At 44.5% G+C, this 13,791-nt stretch carries 12 protein-coding genes, 17 tRNA genes, 1 rRNA gene, 1 pseudogene and 1 riboswitch; of the genes and pseudogenes, 5 read left to right on the plus strand and 26 right to left on the minus strand.

Going from position 1 to position 13,791, the window contains the following annotated elements; genetic code table 11:
* Positions 1–61: 61 nt before the first annotated feature.
* The 3 genes from trmL to queG form a co-directional block, all read right to left on the minus strand.
* On the minus strand, positions 62–544 hold the full coding sequence (trmL, locus tag V6D44_RS05070) for a tRNA (uridine(34)/cytosine(34)/5-carboxymethylaminomethyluridine(34)-2'-O)-methyltransferase TrmL (protein WP_087993706.1): 483 nt from the start codon (positions 542–544) through the stop codon (positions 62–64).
* Between the two features lie 37 nt (positions 545–581).
* Entirely contained in the window at positions 582–1,511 is a 930-nt protein-coding gene (locus V6D44_RS05075; RefSeq protein WP_087993705.1) for an amidase domain-containing protein, read from the minus strand.
* Between the two features lie 67 nt (positions 1,512–1,578).
* The gene (gene queG / locus V6D44_RS05080) at positions 1,579–2,739 is read right to left on the minus strand and encodes a tRNA epoxyqueuosine(34) reductase QueG (RefSeq protein ID WP_087993704.1); all 1,161 of its coding nucleotides are present in this window, start codon (positions 2,737–2,739) and stop codon (positions 1,579–1,581) included.
* 82 nt (positions 2,740–2,821) lie between these two features.
* Between queG and V6D44_RS05085 the strand changes: the two genes are divergently transcribed.
* Complete coding sequence (locus V6D44_RS05085; protein ID WP_253268963.1) at positions 2,822–3,445, plus strand: B3/B4 domain-containing protein; 624 nt, start codon at positions 2,822–2,824, stop codon at positions 3,443–3,445.
* Between the two features lie 90 nt (positions 3,446–3,535).
* Here the strand turns inward: V6D44_RS05085 and V6D44_RS05090 are convergent.
* Positions 3,536–3,609, minus strand: a tRNA-Gly gene (locus V6D44_RS05090).
* A 193-nt stretch (positions 3,610–3,802) separates the two neighbouring features.
* Here V6D44_RS05090 and V6D44_RS05095 point away from each other — a divergent pair.
* Both V6D44_RS05095 and V6D44_RS05100 read left to right on the plus strand, forming a co-directional pair.
* The gene (locus tag V6D44_RS05095) at positions 3,803–4,003 is read left to right on the plus strand and encodes a helix-turn-helix transcriptional regulator (protein ID WP_087993737.1); all 201 of its coding nucleotides are present in this window, start codon (positions 3,803–3,805) and stop codon (positions 4,001–4,003) included.
* 1 nt (position 4,004) lies between these two features.
* On the plus strand, positions 4,005–4,478 hold the full coding sequence (locus V6D44_RS05100; RefSeq protein ID WP_087993702.1) for a hypothetical protein: 474 nt from the start codon (positions 4,005–4,007) through the stop codon (positions 4,476–4,478).
* A 17-nt stretch (positions 4,479–4,495) separates the two neighbouring features.
* Here the strand turns inward: V6D44_RS05100 and rpsN are convergent, their stop codons facing one another.
* Together rpsN and V6D44_RS05110 are read right to left on the minus strand one after the other, a co-directional pair.
* Entirely contained in the window at positions 4,496–4,765 is a 270-nt protein-coding gene (gene rpsN, locus V6D44_RS05105; protein ID WP_061188229.1) for a 30S ribosomal protein S14, read from the minus strand.
* A 113-nt stretch (positions 4,766–4,878) separates the two neighbouring features.
* Positions 4,879–5,415 carry a hypothetical protein gene (locus tag V6D44_RS05110; RefSeq protein WP_253269153.1) on the minus strand — a complete coding sequence of 179 codons (537 nt, stop codon included), beginning with the start codon at positions 5,413–5,415 and terminating at the stop codon, positions 4,879–4,881.
* Between the two features lie 432 nt (positions 5,416–5,847).
* Here V6D44_RS05110 and katA point away from each other — a divergent pair, with 432 nt between their 5' ends.
* Positions 5,848–7,299: a catalase KatA gene (gene katA / locus V6D44_RS05115; RefSeq protein WP_253268962.1), complete on the plus strand. Its 1,452-nt coding sequence runs from the start codon at positions 5,848–5,850 to the stop codon at positions 7,297–7,299.
* A gap of 236 nt (positions 7,300–7,535) precedes the next feature.
* Here the strand turns inward: katA and thiC are convergent, their stop codons facing one another.
* The 3 genes and pseudogenes from thiC to V6D44_RS05130 form a co-directional block, all read right to left on the minus strand.
* Entirely contained in the window at positions 7,536–9,308 is a 1,773-nt protein-coding gene (thiC, locus tag V6D44_RS05120; protein WP_087993700.1) for a phosphomethylpyrimidine synthase ThiC, read from the minus strand.
* A gap of 131 nt (positions 9,309–9,439) precedes the next feature.
* A riboswitch (TPP riboswitch) is annotated at positions 9,440–9,547 on the minus strand.
* A 59-nt stretch (positions 9,548–9,606) separates the two neighbouring features.
* Positions 9,607–10,309, minus strand: a pseudogene (locus tag V6D44_RS05125) (Type 1 glutamine amidotransferase-like domain-containing protein).
* A 293-nt stretch (positions 10,310–10,602) separates the two neighbouring features.
* The gene (locus V6D44_RS05130; RefSeq protein ID WP_087993699.1) at positions 10,603–10,800 is read right to left on the minus strand and encodes a hypothetical protein; all 198 of its coding nucleotides are present in this window, start codon (positions 10,798–10,800) and stop codon (positions 10,603–10,605) included.
* 144 nt (positions 10,801–10,944) lie between these two features.
* Here V6D44_RS05130 and spo0M point away from each other — a divergent pair, with 144 nt between their 5' ends.
* The gene (gene spo0M, locus V6D44_RS05135) at positions 10,945–11,721 is read left to right on the plus strand and encodes a sporulation control protein Spo0M (RefSeq protein ID WP_289346746.1); all 777 of its coding nucleotides are present in this window, start codon (positions 10,945–10,947) and stop codon (positions 11,719–11,721) included.
* A gap of 51 nt (positions 11,722–11,772) precedes the next feature.
* Here the strand turns inward: spo0M and V6D44_RS05140 are convergent.
* The 17 genes from V6D44_RS05140 to rrf form a co-directional block, all read right to left on the minus strand.
* Positions 11,773–11,854 (minus strand) — tRNA-Leu (locus V6D44_RS05140).
* Positions 11,855–12,131: 277 nt separating this feature from the next.
* Positions 12,132–12,220: transfer RNA gene (locus V6D44_RS05145), tRNA-Leu, on the minus strand.
* A 7-nt stretch (positions 12,221–12,227) separates the two neighbouring features.
* Positions 12,228–12,298, minus strand: a tRNA-Cys gene (locus V6D44_RS05150).
* Positions 12,299–12,303: 5 nt separating this feature from the next.
* Positions 12,304–12,378: transfer RNA gene (locus tag V6D44_RS05155), tRNA-Gly, on the minus strand.
* Positions 12,379–12,427: 49 nt separating this feature from the next.
* A tRNA-Gln gene (locus V6D44_RS05160) sits at positions 12,428–12,499 on the minus strand.
* Positions 12,500–12,508: 9 nt separating this feature from the next.
* Positions 12,509–12,584, minus strand: a tRNA-His gene (locus tag V6D44_RS05165).
* Between the two features lie 24 nt (positions 12,585–12,608).
* Positions 12,609–12,682: transfer RNA gene (locus V6D44_RS05170), tRNA-Trp, on the minus strand.
* 7 nt (positions 12,683–12,689) lie between these two features.
* Positions 12,690–12,774 (minus strand) — tRNA-Tyr (locus tag V6D44_RS05175).
* A gap of 21 nt (positions 12,775–12,795) precedes the next feature.
* A tRNA-Thr gene (locus tag V6D44_RS05180) sits at positions 12,796–12,868 on the minus strand.
* 5 nt (positions 12,869–12,873) lie between these two features.
* Positions 12,874–12,949 (minus strand) — tRNA-Phe (locus V6D44_RS05185).
* 12 nt (positions 12,950–12,961) lie between these two features.
* Positions 12,962–13,038, minus strand: a tRNA-Asp gene (locus V6D44_RS05190).
* Positions 13,039–13,099: 61 nt separating this feature from the next.
* Positions 13,100–13,176: transfer RNA gene (locus tag V6D44_RS05195), tRNA-Met, on the minus strand.
* A gap of 7 nt (positions 13,177–13,183) precedes the next feature.
* Positions 13,184–13,259: transfer RNA gene (locus V6D44_RS05200), tRNA-Val, on the minus strand.
* A 9-nt stretch (positions 13,260–13,268) separates the two neighbouring features.
* Positions 13,269–13,340 (minus strand) — tRNA-Glu (locus tag V6D44_RS05205).
* Between the two features lie 34 nt (positions 13,341–13,374).
* Positions 13,375–13,466 (minus strand) — tRNA-Ser (locus tag V6D44_RS05210).
* Positions 13,467–13,471: 5 nt separating this feature from the next.
* A tRNA-Asn gene (locus tag V6D44_RS05215) sits at positions 13,472–13,546 on the minus strand.
* Positions 13,547–13,554: 8 nt separating this feature from the next.
* A 5S ribosomal RNA gene (rrf, locus tag V6D44_RS05220) occupies positions 13,555–13,670 on the minus strand.
* Positions 13,671–13,791 lie beyond the last annotated feature (121 nt).

Below are 13,791 nucleotides of genomic sequence, written 5' to 3' on the forward strand. Positions count from 1 at the left end.
AAAACAAAGCATCCCTAATAACATAAAAAACCCGCCCATCATTGATGAGCGGGTTTTTTCACTATTTTAAATCACGGTAATTTTGCTGGCGCAATGCTTCATAAATAAGAATCGCCGCGGTATTGGACAGGTTTAATGATCTGACGTGCTCTGTCATCGGAAGACGCAGGCAGCGGTCCATATTATTTTGAATTAAATCCTTTGGCAAACCGCTTGTTTCTCTTCCGAACACGAAGAAATAATCTTCGTCAAGCTCAGTGTAATCAAATGATGTATGAGGCTGCTGACCGAATTTCGTAATAAAGAAAAACTGGCCTTTTTGATATGCCTCAAACAATTCTTCCAACGAATCATGATAGACAACGTTAACAAACTCCCAATAATCGAGCCCGGCACGCTTCAGCATTTTATCATCTGTTGAAAAGCCGAGCGGACGAATCAGGTGGAGCGTTGTATTGGTTGCTGCACAAGTACGTGCAATATTCCCTGTGTTAGCGGGAATTTCTGGTTGATATAAAACGACATGTAATGCCACAATGTTCACCTCTGTTTTTCTTATCCGCCCATCATTATATCATTAATTATGCTTTTGTCGTATCATCAACGATATGAAAAAAGGCATATCGTATTGACGGCGTATATGCCGTAGAATCCTCATACGACCAAAATCTCATCCGGCTGTCATACGACTGGGCGTTAACAAGCGGCATATTGCCTTTGTCCTTCGCCACGACAATCGTTGTATGATTAAACCGGCCGTCTCCTTCAAAGTCATAGCAAATCACATCACCCGGCACCAGTTCTTCCGCTGATTTCACCCGCACCGCACGCAGGCCGGCCTTTGAATTCGACAAAAACATTTTCATAGAATGAGCCACCGTCCAGCTGTAGCTCCATGAACTTTGTTTCATCCACCAGCCTGACCCTCTGTTTGGATGGCCGCGCATCGGTGCGTCTCCCGCATGAAGACACTGAGAAATAAAATTCGTGCAGTTATCGCTGAAATTTTTATAAGCCGGGTTGCGCTTGTTCCAAAATTTCTCGGCATATTGCACAGCACCGAGACGATCGTATTGAAATGCCCTGCCAAACGCTTCTCTTTCCTCTTGAGAATAGTCAATAATGCTGGTCCCTTCATGAAATCCAGCCGGCTTTTTCTCAATTTCCTGATCACTAATTAAAATGTGATCATAAAGGAAAGCCACCCGCTCCTCTATGTGCTCTTCCATATACAAGCTGTCGTCCTGCTCCTTACACACGTATTCATAATGGATGGTATACATCATGCAGGTCGTTCCGTCATCCTCAATCCGCGCATGACCGATGACGGCCTTCGCTTTCGCTTTTACGATATCAACTTTACGCTTTTCCAGAAGCTTCTTCTTTCGCTCCATGACTTCTAGGTCTCCGACTTCAGACTCCTGTCTCATAGCATGCCCGTTCACCAAATAGCTCAGCCGCTCCTCCGCTAATTGTTCTAATATGTGCTTCAAGCTCACCCCACCCGCCATACTTTGTTATAGAGAAAAAACACTTGGATGCATCTCAAGTGTTTTTGCCTTCTGTTCTATACGTATGTCAGGACAGGCCTTGTTTAGTCATGCCAGAAGCTTTTAGCAACTCAATTCCTTTTTCAATTTCCTGATTTGCCTCTTCATCCTTCTCTTTTTCCAACGCTTTTTCAAGCTCTTCCGCGTATGCATGGTCTCCGATTTTACCGATCGCCCATGCAGCTGTTCCTCTGATAACAGGACGCGGGTCCTTATGCATCAGTTCCGTCAATTCAGGCAGTGCGGAAGCATCTTTAAAATGGGCAAGGGCGAGAATGGCGTTTCTCTGAATCGGTTTCTTCCCGCGCCAAGAACCTGAAACATGTCCGAATTTCTCCTTAAATTCCCGGTTGCTGATGGTTAAGAGCGGCTTCAATAACGGCTTAGCAATCTCAGGATCAGGCTCCATTTCCGGATGAAGATGAAAGTCCTTCCCTTTATTAAGAGGACACACCGTTTGGCACGTATCGCACCCATACAGACGGTTTCCGATCTTTGTACGGAATTCATCAGGCAAAAATCCTTTCGTCTGGGTCAGAAAAGAGATGCAGCGCTGCGCATTCAGCTGTCCCGGATTGACCAGTGCTCCCGTCGGGCAGGCGTCCAGACATTTCGTGCAGGAGCCGCACATGTCTTCAATCGGCACATCGGGTTCAAAAGGTATATTTGTGATCATTTCCGCTAAATACACATAAGAACCATACTCAGGCGTTGTGATCATACAGTTTTTCGCGCTGAATCCGATACCCGCACGCTCCGCAACCGCCCGATCAGATAATTCACCTGTATCGACCATTGACTTGGTTCTGATATCCTCATGCTTGCTTCTCAGAAATTCCTCCAGCAGATCGAGCTTTTCCCTTAGCACATCGTGATAGTCTTTGCCCCAGGAGGCTCTGCAAAAAATGCCCCTGCGCTCAGTTCTCGTGCTTCTCGGCGCATCCTTCATTCTAGAAGGATATGCGAGAGCAATCGCCACAATTGATTTCGCTTTCGGCAAAAGCAGCTTCGGCGTCACCCTTTTCTCGATATCCGGCTCTTCAAAGCCGGAGAGGTAGCCGAGTGATTCTTGAAGAATCAAACGGTCTTTTAAACTGTCAAAAGTATCAGCGGTCGTAAAACCAATCTTGTCCACGCCAATGCTTTTCGCGTATTCAATTAATTCTTCTTTGAGCTGATAAATGTTCATGCTTTGCACAGCCTCCTTTCTTTGTGATAAAACGATACAGCGTTTATAATAGGTTGATATCCCGTATCTGGAGTGAATGCTTGTGAATATCAAACTTGATTCTGTTATTACTGAACGTGCGCCCGGCTTACACGCGGCGGCTGTGATTTATGAGAATATCGAAGTTGGTTCCTCTCCGCAAATGCTGAAAGGCAGGCTTCGCCTATTTCAAGAATCCTTGTTTTTTGATTATGCGGACGGCGGAATATCCGATGAACCCTTCGTCAAGGAATGGCGAGAACTTTTTAAACAGCTTACCCCTTCATTTGAGGGAGAAACAACTCCAATGGAGGACATGCTGATCCCGATATCCAAAGAACAATTCCTGGAAAGCAAGGATTCAGCCCATGACACCATCGATTTTTTCGCATTAAAATATTCTCTGCCCATTATGATTTATGACGCCGGAAAGCTTCATGAGCCAGTCCGAATCTCGTTGGGAGAAAAAGAAAACATCCTGCTTTTCTCTGATGAAAACGGCATATTTGGCGATTTCAAAAACAGCGTCAATCGCTTTCCCGTTACTAACGAGACCAAGAACATGCTGCAAATCATCTTTTTCCCGCCATCCATAAAAAAAAGCAGCGCTGTTAAACTCTTATCATCATTAACGAAAATGTTTGAACAAATTCACGGCGGCGCCCATACAGTACATTGGCTTACGTAAAAGAACACAGATAATGTGTTCTTTTTTACATAAAAAAACGCAATACTTCGTTTATCTAAGAAACGAAACACTGCGTTAATAACGTATGTATGGAGCGGGTGATGAGAATCGAACTCACGACATCAGCTTGGAAGGCTGAGGTTTTACCACTAAACTACACCCGCATTTGTGATAGTCAGTAACAGTATTGCTCTGACTTTTTTTATATTACACGTTTATTGATTTTTCGTCAAGGGAGTATAAAAATTTTGTCGAAAAAATGTTTTCTTTTTGTAAAGTTGTTAAGTTGCATTTACATAATGTTAAATATACTATACAATATAATCAAATGAGATTGTGAAGGGGACAGACGTCATGATGAAAAATAAAGTGAAAGAGCTGAGGGCGCGTTTGGGCTATTCTCAGGAAAAACTCGGAGAAACAGTCGGCGTCACAAGACAAACGGTGGCAGCTATCGAAAAAGGCGACTATGTTCCCTCACTGTTGTTAGCACTAAAAATCTGCAAAGCTTTCTCCATGAAAATGGAGGATGTCTTTTGGTTAGAGGAGGAATACTAAGATGAGCATGAAAACAAAAGCAGCTTTTCAACTAGTTTTGTTTGGCCTTGCATGCTGGACGCTGATTGCATACTTTAAAGCCTCTGAAGGCATAGCGGCCTTTTCCCGTACAAAGAGCGGCGAGATGGTGTTTGAATTAAACCTCACTCCCTTTATTCTGTTTATTGCGGCGGCTGCGGTTTATATGTACTTGCATAAGAAAAGCCGTCCTGCCCGAAAGCAGCTTCTCCTGCCTGATGAATTTGAAGAGCAGGATGAAAGAGAGCAGATGATGACGGCAAAAGCATGCCGCGCGTCTTATATCGCCGTCTATTTCTCGCTTCCTGCCGCAGCGGTTCTTCTCATTTTTTATCCGCTTTTTCAATCGCATATTCCGTTTTTCCCAATTATTATTGTGTTTATCATCATGATCATCCAGCACCTATCCTACGTCATCGCTTTCAAGAAAAACGAAAAAAACTCCGGCGCGCTGTAATCGGCCGGAGTTTTTTCTTACCAGCTCGCTTTTTTCACACCGGGAATCTGGCCTTTATGAGCCAGCTCCCTGAAAGCGATTCTGGACATTTTAAACTTCCTCATATATCCTCTCGGGCGCCCTGTTACCATGCAGCGATTGTGGAGCCTTCCCGGTGCCGAATCTCTCGGCAGCTTGCTGAGTGCCTCGTAATCTCCTTTTTCTTTCAGCTCGCGTCTAATATCAGCGTATTGTTCAACAAGCTGCTGGCGTTTTAACTCTTTTGCCACTTTTGATTTTTTAGCCAAGTCACATAGCCTCCTTTTTAAATCGAAATTATTACGATTTAAAATGTATCACGCACGATTCAAAAAAGCAAGTATACCGCTTTGTAAAACAGACGGCCTGAAGCCGCCCGTTTCTAATGATGCAATTCCACATAATACAGTAGCGCATCTTGATGCTTAATGAGCTCTTTTTTGTGTTCAGAGGTGTGCATTGGTTCGTCAGTCCCTTTAATACTGCTGCCGATCAATACAGGTTTTTCGAAAGAAATCGGTTCAGCCGACGAAATCTTCTGAGTCACTCCCTGTGCCGCGCTATCATCACGCCGAAACGACGAATCAGCCGCAATATTTCCTTGTTTATCCACAATTCCAAAATGAACGGTGCTCAGTTTATTCTTACCTTCTCCCTCCTCATTCTCAAAGCAAACAAATTGTAATGAATCGGGTTTTTCCTCCGAGTAATCTGCACTTACCGGTCCAATGGTTTCAAGAAGTTTTCCATTTTGATAATGCTCTATATACATTTCAGCTCCAGAAATGCTATCGCTGATATTTGCGACCTCGGCAGTGAAGGTTTGTGAGGCTGCAACATCCATTCTATTTTTTTCGAGATCTGACATATCCGCCTCTTTGATTTCCATTTGTTTTGTATCTTCGCATGCTGACAGCATAGCAATCAGGCAAATGATTGTTGTGCTTATCAATGTTTTCAGAAAATCAGCTCCCTTCTTTACATATCATACCATGTGTTCAAGTGCTGTGTTTTACTTAAACCGGCGCCTTATTGGCAGAAGCAAAAGCCAAGTAAGTCTGCAAAATAAACACTTTTCTAAGTGAGGATACCAGTCATAAACCAACTCTAATTAAGCGAGATTTTGTCTGCCTGTTTATCACTTACTCTGCTTGTTTCGCAAATAGAAAAGAAAAAATCATTACCACACAAATTTTCATTGTTTTAAAGACTGTTATGACAGGGGTTTATCATCATTTTCAATACTAGATATCGCTTAATAGAGATAACTATTTTATAATGATTATAAAATAATATTGACTTTTTACTTAGAGATGATATTATGTTCTTATAAATTCCAAGAGGTGATCACATGAGTTCAAATAAACTGACAACTAGCTGGGGCGCCCCGGTTGGAGATAACCAAAATTCAATGACTGCCGGTTCTCGCGGACCAACTTTAATCCAAGATGTACACTTACTCGAAAAATTGGCCCATTTCAATAGAGAACGTGTTCCTGAGCGTGTTGTTCACGCCAAAGGAGCAGGCGCTCACGGATATTTTGAAGTAACAAACGATGTAACAAAATACACGAAAGCCGCTTTCCTTTCTGAAGTCGGCAAACGCACACCGTTGTTCATCCGTTTCTCAACAGTTGCCGGTGAACTTGGCTCGGCTGACACAGTTCGCGACCCGCGCGGATTTGCCGTTAAATTTTATACTGAAGAAGGAAACTATGACATCGTCGGTAACAATACACCGGTATTCTTTATCCGCGATGCGATTAAGTTCCCTGATTTCATCCATACACAAAAAAGAGATCCAAAAACACACTTGAAAAACCCTACAGCTGTATGGGATTTCTGGTCACTTTCACCCGAATCGCTTCACCAAGTGTCGATTCTGATGTCTGATCGCGGGATTCCTGCGACACTTCGCCACATGCACGGCTTTGGAAGCCATACATTCAAATGGACCAATGCCGAAGGCGAAGGCGTATGGATTAAATATCACTTTAAAACAGAACAAGGCGTGAAAAACCTTGATGTTAATACCGCTGCAAAAATTGCCGGTGAAAACCCAGATTATCATACAGAAGATCTTTTCAACGCGATAGAAAACGGTGATTTCCCCGCATGGAAACTATATGTGCAAATCATGCCTTTAGAAGATGCAAATACGTATCGCTTCGATCCGTTTGATGTCACAAAAGTTTGGTCTCAAAAAGACTATCCGTTAATCGAAGTCGGGCGTATGGTGCTTGACAGAAATCCAGAAAACTACTTTGCAGAAGTAGAACAAGCTACATTCTCACCTGGAACACTTGTGCCCGGTATTGATGTTTCTCCTGATAAAATGCTTCAAGGCCGGCTGTTTGCTTATCATGATGCACACCGCTACCGTGTTGGCGCAAACCATCAAGCGCTGCCAATCAACCGCGCACGCAACGAAGTGAACAATTATCAGCGTGACGGACAAATGCGCTTTGATAACAACGGCGGCGGATCTGTATATTACGAGCCTAACAGCTTCGGCGGCCCGAAAGAGTCACCTGAGGATAAACAAGCAGCATATCCGGTAAAAGGAATCGCTGACAGCGTAAGCTATGATCACAACGATCACTACACACAAGCCGGTGACCTCTATCGTTTAATGAGCGAGGATGAGCGTGCCCGCCTTGTTGAAAACATCGTAAACGCCATGAAACCGGTAGAAAAAGAAGAAATCAAACTTCGCCAAATCGAGCATTTCTGCAAAGCCGATCCTGAATTCGGAAAACGCGTGGCTGAAGGCCTAGGATTGCCGATTAAAAAAGATGCTTAAGAGATGCAAAAACCCGCTGTGCAATTAGCGGGTTTTTTATTTAGTTACGCACTTCGTATGCTTCATATCAATTTCCTCCATGGGCATCGCACTTCATAACCTCTCGTTTGTTTTCAAAATCAGAGCTTAAACGGCAAAATCTTATTCCCATTAATACAAAAAAAGGCCCTTATCTAAAAGATAAGAGCCTTCGGTGCCCCGATCAAAAATGCTGAAATTAGTTCACTGGCAATCTTTTATTTGTAAAGCTGGCTGCCTTGATTTACAAATTCTTCGGCTTTTTCTTTCATCCCCTCTTCGATGGCATCCCATTCACTAAGCTCTTTGCCCTTCGCATAGTCGCGAATATCCTGAGAAATTCTCATGCTGCAAAACTTCGGACCGCACATTGAACAGAAATGAGCGGTTTTCGCTCCTTCTGCCGGCAAGGTTTCATCATGGTATTCAAGCGCTCTTTCCGGATCAAGAGATAGATGAAACTGGTCTCGCCAGCGGAATTCAAAGCGGGCTTTCGATAAAGCGTCATCCCTTATTTGCGCTCCGGGATGCCCTTTGGCAAGGTCAGCGGCATGCGCAGCAATTTTATATGTAATGACTCCTTCACGTACATCATCACGATTAGGCAGCCCCAAATGCTCCTTCGGCGTTACATAACAAAGCATGGCTGTCCCATACCAGCCGATCATCGCCGCTCCGATCGCTGAAGTAATATGGTCATAGCCCGGCGCAATATCTGTCGTCAGGGGTCCCAAGGTGTAAAAAGGCGCTTCTTTACAAATGTCCATTTGTTTATCGACGTTCTCTTTAATTTTATGCATCGGCACATGCCCTGGTCCCTCAATCATCACCTGAACATCATGCTTCCAGGCAATTTGCGTCAATTCTCCGAGAGTCTCCAATTCAGCAAACTGCGCTTCGTCATTGGCATCAGCGATTGATCCGGGGCGAAGCCCGTCCCCAAGAGAGAAAGCAATATCATACGCTTTCATGATTTCACAGATTTCTTCAAAATGAGTATACAAAAAGCTTTCCTGATGATGAGCCAGACACCACTGTGCCATAATCGCTCCCCCGCGTGACACGATTCCCGTTGTCCGTTTGGCGGTTAACGGCACATACCGCAGCAAAACACCCGCGTGAATCGTAAAATAATCCACCCCCTGCTCTGCCTGCTCGATCAGCGTATCACGGTAAATCTCCCACGTTAAATCCTCCGCTACGCCGTTTACCTTTTCAAGCGCCTGATAAATCGGAACAGTTCCCACAGGCACGGGGCAATTGCGGATAATCCATTCACGCGTCGTATGAATGTCTTTCCCGGTAGAAAGATCCATCATCGTATCCGCTCCCCAGCGAATGGCCCACGTCATTTTTTCCACTTCTTCTTCTATAGATGAGGTAACCGCTGAATTCCCGATATTCGCATTAATCTTCACATGAAAATTCCGGCCGATAATCATCGGTTCGCTTTCAGGATGATTAATATTTGAAGGAATGATCGCCCGGCCGCTTGCTACCTCATCTCTGACAAATTCGGGAGACACATGCTCGCGGATTGCGATAAACTCCATCTCAGGTGTAATGATCCCCTTTTTGGCATAATGCATTTGTGTGACATTTTGACCTGCTTTCGCCCGCAGCGGGTTCCGCTTTAGTCCTGGGTAGCTTACGTTTGGATTTACTTTTTTATAACCGTTATCTTCTGGTTTTATAGCTCGTCCTTCATATTGTTCAACATCGCTGCGCTCCGTGATCCATTTTTGGCGGAGCGGCTTTAGCCCTTCTTGAATATGAATGGTCACATCGGGGTCGGTATACGGTCCGCTTGTATCATAAACACGCACAGGCGCGTTTTCCTCTTCGCCGAACGCCCCTGTCGTCGGACTCAATGCGATTTCCCTCATCGGCACTTGGATGTCCGAAGAAGAACCCTCCACATACACTTTCTTGCTCCCCGAAAAACTCGACATAATGGAAATGTTGGCTTGCTGCACTGAATTGTTTTGCATCACTAATCTTCCCCTCTCTTCGTTTGAAAGGACAAAATCAAGCCCATAACCAGCACAAAAAACCGGATTCAAATGAATGAACCCGGTTAAAGTCAGAAAGAAACTTATTATTGCCCAGCACGACAATAATAAAAACAATTTCTCTACTTCCCCACGCTGGTACGAACCAGATCAGGTCCAAAGGGTTAAGAAGCTTACCTTCTCTCTCAGCCCGAAAACGGGCACCCCCAGTAACTATTGATTTCGGACTCATCTTAACATAAAACCAACCTAAAAAAAAGAGGAATATATAAAATATTCAGCTAATTCGCCCCAAATATTTAACCGGCAGCGGGGTTTCAAATATTTCATGTTCACCCCTCGTTACCCGATATGCCTTTGCACCCGGTCTTGAACTCACTGTCTGAAATAGCCGATTATTTATGAAATGAAGAGCCGCTCCATCGTCCGCCGCATAGCCCTCGCACAAGAATTCGTTACATATCAGCTGATGGTATATCGGTCTCCGATCCTTCTCACCGTCATAATGAGGACAAAAGCTTCCTTGCAAAAAACCTAAACTTTTCATACTTGTCAGCGGTCCGGCTGAATCCGTCACCCCTTCTGCAAACCAGCAGATCGCACCGGCACTTAATCCAGCTAGAACCACACCGTTCTTCCACGCCTCTCTGAGAATAAGATCCAGCTCCCACTCCTTCCATAGCACAAGCATATTCCGCGTATTCCCCCCCGCCAACATAAATCACGTCCTTTTCCATAACAAAAGAAGTTAAATCTGTTGACGGCGGCTTAAATAAGGATAAATGAGACGGCACACAATCCAGTGTTTGAAATGTATGATAAAACCGCTGAACATAGTTTTGGGAATCACCGCTTGCCGTCGGCAAAAAACAAATACGAGGCGTCTTCCGTGCCGATTGATTCATGATATATCGATCGAGGGACAAATTTTCCGGCTCCATCGAAAAACCGCCCCCTCCCATCGCAATAATCTGTTTCATCATCCCACTCCCCGACAAAATTTGTTATTCATTATAGCATGACACAAGGCTAAATATTTTTTTATCAGAAAGAGCTAGAACATAAAATTCCTAACGATGATTTATAGCCCGAATCAAACCTAACAGCAACCAAAACCAGCATAAAATAAAAATTGCGCAGTAACAGAACTCGCAAACCCAGAACTCAGAAAGTGTTGCATGAACAATTAGTTACAGTTGTTCATTTCATAGAGAACTGTAACAAAGTCATAAAAAAAGACGGTGTCTCATTTATGGGACACCGTCTCTTCCTTTTATTGCTCCACTCTTTGTAAAGCCTCGTTTACCGTTTCTTTTATAAATGCGTCTTCACCGCTTAATGAGTCTAAACTGAGATCACCATTTCTAAGCCTTTCGGAAATATTGTTTATATCCTCTTCTACCGTGATTTGCAGTTCACCAGCCAAAAACATTCTATGTAATTCATCAGCAACCAGACTTTCTTTATTCATTTCAACTCCGCTCCTTTGCTTTAAATTATTCTTAGTCTGTCCCTAGTACGGACGAATAATAGGAAAAAAGTACGAATCAAATGAATCTTTTTCCCTTCTTCTTACGTATATCTGTTGAGAAAAAGAAAAAGGGGAAGATCTAACATGTCATTTTTTAAGAAGCTTGCAGCAAGTGCCGGAATCGGTGCTGCAAAAGTAGATACAATTTTAGAGAGAGACGCCTATTATCCAGGAGAAGAAGTACGGGGATCTGTCCATGTCAAAGGCGGAAAAATCGCTCAGGACATCCGCTACATTGACTTACAGCTTAATACACGGTACGTCATTGTAAAAGACGATGAAGAGCACCGTAAATACGCTACAATCCATTCTTTTCGGGTCACTGGTTCATTTGCCATTCAGCCTGGAGAAGGGCATCAATTTCCGTTCACATTCACTCTGCCTCTAGATACGCCGATCACTGTAGGGAAAGTAGAGGTTGCCGTGGTGACAGACCTTGACATTCAAGGCGGTATCGATAAATCCGATCATGACCGCATTTTCGTTGAAGCGCACCCTTGGATTGAAAATGTCCTGGAAGCTATCGAAAACCTGGGCTTCCGCCTGAACGAAGCAGACTGCGAACAAGCGCCCTACTTCCAGCGCCGTCTTCCATTCGTTCAAGAATTTGAGTTCGTTCCGACTTCCGGATATTATCGTCAGATGCTTGATGAATTAGAGCTCATTTTCCTTTTAGACGAAGACGGTTTGGAAATCATTTTCGAAGTCGACCGCAGGGCAAGAGGACTGCGAGGATGGCTGGAAGAGATGTATAATGACGGAGAACAGCTCGTACGTGTCCGCTTCAGCCAATCAGAGCTTGAAGATGCAGAAGGTCTTGAAGAGGTGTTAGAAGAGATCATAGACCAATACGCTGAATAAATTATTAAAAAACAAAAACCCGTTTCTACATAAGAAACGGGTTTTTCAGTATACCGGTGGCCGGGGTCGAACCGGCACTCCAGAAGGAACACGATTTTGAGTCGTGCGCGTCTGCCAATTCCGCCACACCGGCAAGTTTTACGTCGTATCTAACCGACGAATATAAATATATCATGGATCTTATTAAGTGTCAACGTATTTCAAAAAAGTTTTTTTGAAAGATAATAATAAAAAAGTGTTAAGAGACTTGGCTAAACATAATGGTAAAGCAACTTTATGATCATGTATCAGAACTTCTGTTTATGATAAATCAAAGCAATAAAAAAATGATCTACACAAGTAGATCATTAATATGATTAGTTATAATGATAAAACAAAAACACCAATTCGACTTATCATGTAAGTAAAATTGGTGCCGAGGGCCGGACTTGAACCGGCACGGTAGTCACCTACCGCAGGATTTTAAGTCCTGTGTGTCTGCCAATTCCACCACCCCGGCAAAAGAAAGGCGACACCCGGATTTGAACCGGGGATAAAGGTTTTGCAGACCTCTGCCTTACCACTTGGCTATGCCGCCGTAATTGGAGCGGAAGACGGGATTCGAACCCGCGACCCCCACCTTGGCAAGGTGGTGTTCTACCACTGAACTACTTCCGCATCTTAAGGGACTTAATACATGATATGCAATTGATATAAAAAAGTGAGACTGGGCTAGCTGGATTCGAACCAACGCATGACGGAGTCAAAGTCCGTTGCCTTACCGCTTGGCTATAGCCCAATGATAATATGGGGCGATTGATGGGAATCGAACCCACGAGTGCCAGAGCCACAATCTGGTGCGTTAACCACTTCGCCACAACCGCCATAATCTCAAGATGTCATAAATTTGGCAGGGGCAGTAGGAATCGAACCCACACCGGAGGTTTTGGAGACCTCTGTTCTACCGTTAAACTATGCCCCTATAAAAATGGTGGAGGGGGGCAGATTCGAACTGCCGAACCCTGAGGGAGCGGATTTACAGTCCGCCGCGTTTAGCCACTTCGCTACCCCTCCACATTAAGTTTTGAAAAACAGTGCCGGCAAGAGGACTTGAACCCCCAACCTACTGATTACAAGTCAGTTGCTCTACCAATTGAGCTACACCGGCATAAGTGGTGGCTCGGGACGGAATCGAACCGCCGACACACGGATTTTCAGTCCGTTGCTCTACCAACTGAGCTACCGAGCCTTATTATTTAAATGGCGGTCCGGACGGGACTCGAACCCGCGACCTCCTGCGTGACAGGCAGGCATTCTAACCAACTGAACTACCGGACCATATTGAAATGAATTATTTTGGTTGCACCCTTCGGGCACTCCTTATTTCATTCGTATAATTTGGTTGCGGGGGCAGGATTTGAACCTGCGACCTTCGGGTTATGAGCCCGACGAGCTACCGAACTGCTCCACCCCGCGATGATAATGGTGGAGGATGACGGGCTCGAACCGCCGACCCTCTGCTTGTAAGGCAGATGCTCTCCCAGCTGAGCTAATCCTCCATCATATAATGACCCGTACGGGATTCGAACCCGTGTTACCGCCGTGAAAGGGCGGTGTCTTAACCGCTTGACCAACGGGCCCAGACTTTCAATTATAATTATGTATAAGTATCAGTGGCGGAGAGCAAGGGATTCGAACCCTTGAGACGGAGTTGACCGCCTACACGATTTCCAATCGTGCTCCTTCGACCACTCGGACAGCTCTCCAATGATGGCTCCGCAGGTAGGATTCGAACCTACGACCGATCGGTTAACAGCCGATAGCTCTACCACTGAGCTACTGCGGAATAAATCTGCCTGGCGATGGCCTACTCTCACAGGGGGAAACCCCCGACTACCATCGGCGCTGAAGAGCTTAACTTCCGTGTTCGGTATGGGAACGGGTGTGACCTCTTCGCCATCATCACCAGACAATTTCAGTGACATTTAATATTATACTATGTATTCTTGAGAAAATCAAGTGTTTTTTTAAAAAACTTATTCTCTCAAAACTAGGTAACAGATATGACATCATTCAAAATGTGGTTAAGTC

Origin of the sequence: Bacillus sp. 0209A (assembly GCF_036765095.1) — a bacterium.
GTDB classification, from domain to species: Bacteria; Bacillota; Bacilli; order Bacillales; family Bacillaceae; genus Bacillus; species Bacillus subtilis_G.

Bases quoted from the DNA above. Each gene is read 5' to 3' on its own strand.
- V6D44_RS05075 (WP_087993705.1), bottom strand. From the start codon at position 1,511: ATGGCGGGTGGGGTGAGCTTGAAGCACATATTAGAACAATTAGCGGAG.
- katA (WP_253268962.1), top strand. From the start codon at position 5,848: ATGAGTTCAAATAAACTGACAACTAGCTGGGGCGCCCCGGTTGGAGAT.
- queG (WP_087993704.1), bottom strand. From the start codon at position 2,739: ATGAACATTTATCAGCTCAAAGAAGAATTAATTGAATACGCGAAAAGC.
- V6D44_RS05095 (WP_087993737.1), top strand. From the start codon at position 3,803: ATGAAAAATAAAGTGAAAGAGCTGAGGGCGCGTTTGGGCTATTCTCAG.
- V6D44_RS05100 (WP_087993702.1), top strand. From the start codon at position 4,005: ATGAGCATGAAAACAAAAGCAGCTTTTCAACTAGTTTTGTTTGGCCTT.
- spo0M (WP_289346746.1), top strand. From the start codon at position 10,945: ATGTCATTTTTTAAGAAGCTTGCAGCAAGTGCCGGAATCGGTGCTGCA.
- V6D44_RS05130 (WP_087993699.1), bottom strand. From the start codon at position 10,800: ATGAATAAAGAAAGTCTGGTTGCTGATGAATTACATAGAATGTTTTTG.
- V6D44_RS05110 (WP_253269153.1), bottom strand. From the start codon at position 5,415: ATGCTGTCAGCATGCGAAGATACAAAACAAATGGAAATCAAAGAGGCG.
- thiC (WP_087993700.1), bottom strand. From the start codon at position 9,308: ATGCAAAACAATTCAGTGCAGCAAGCCAACATTTCCATTATGTCGAGT.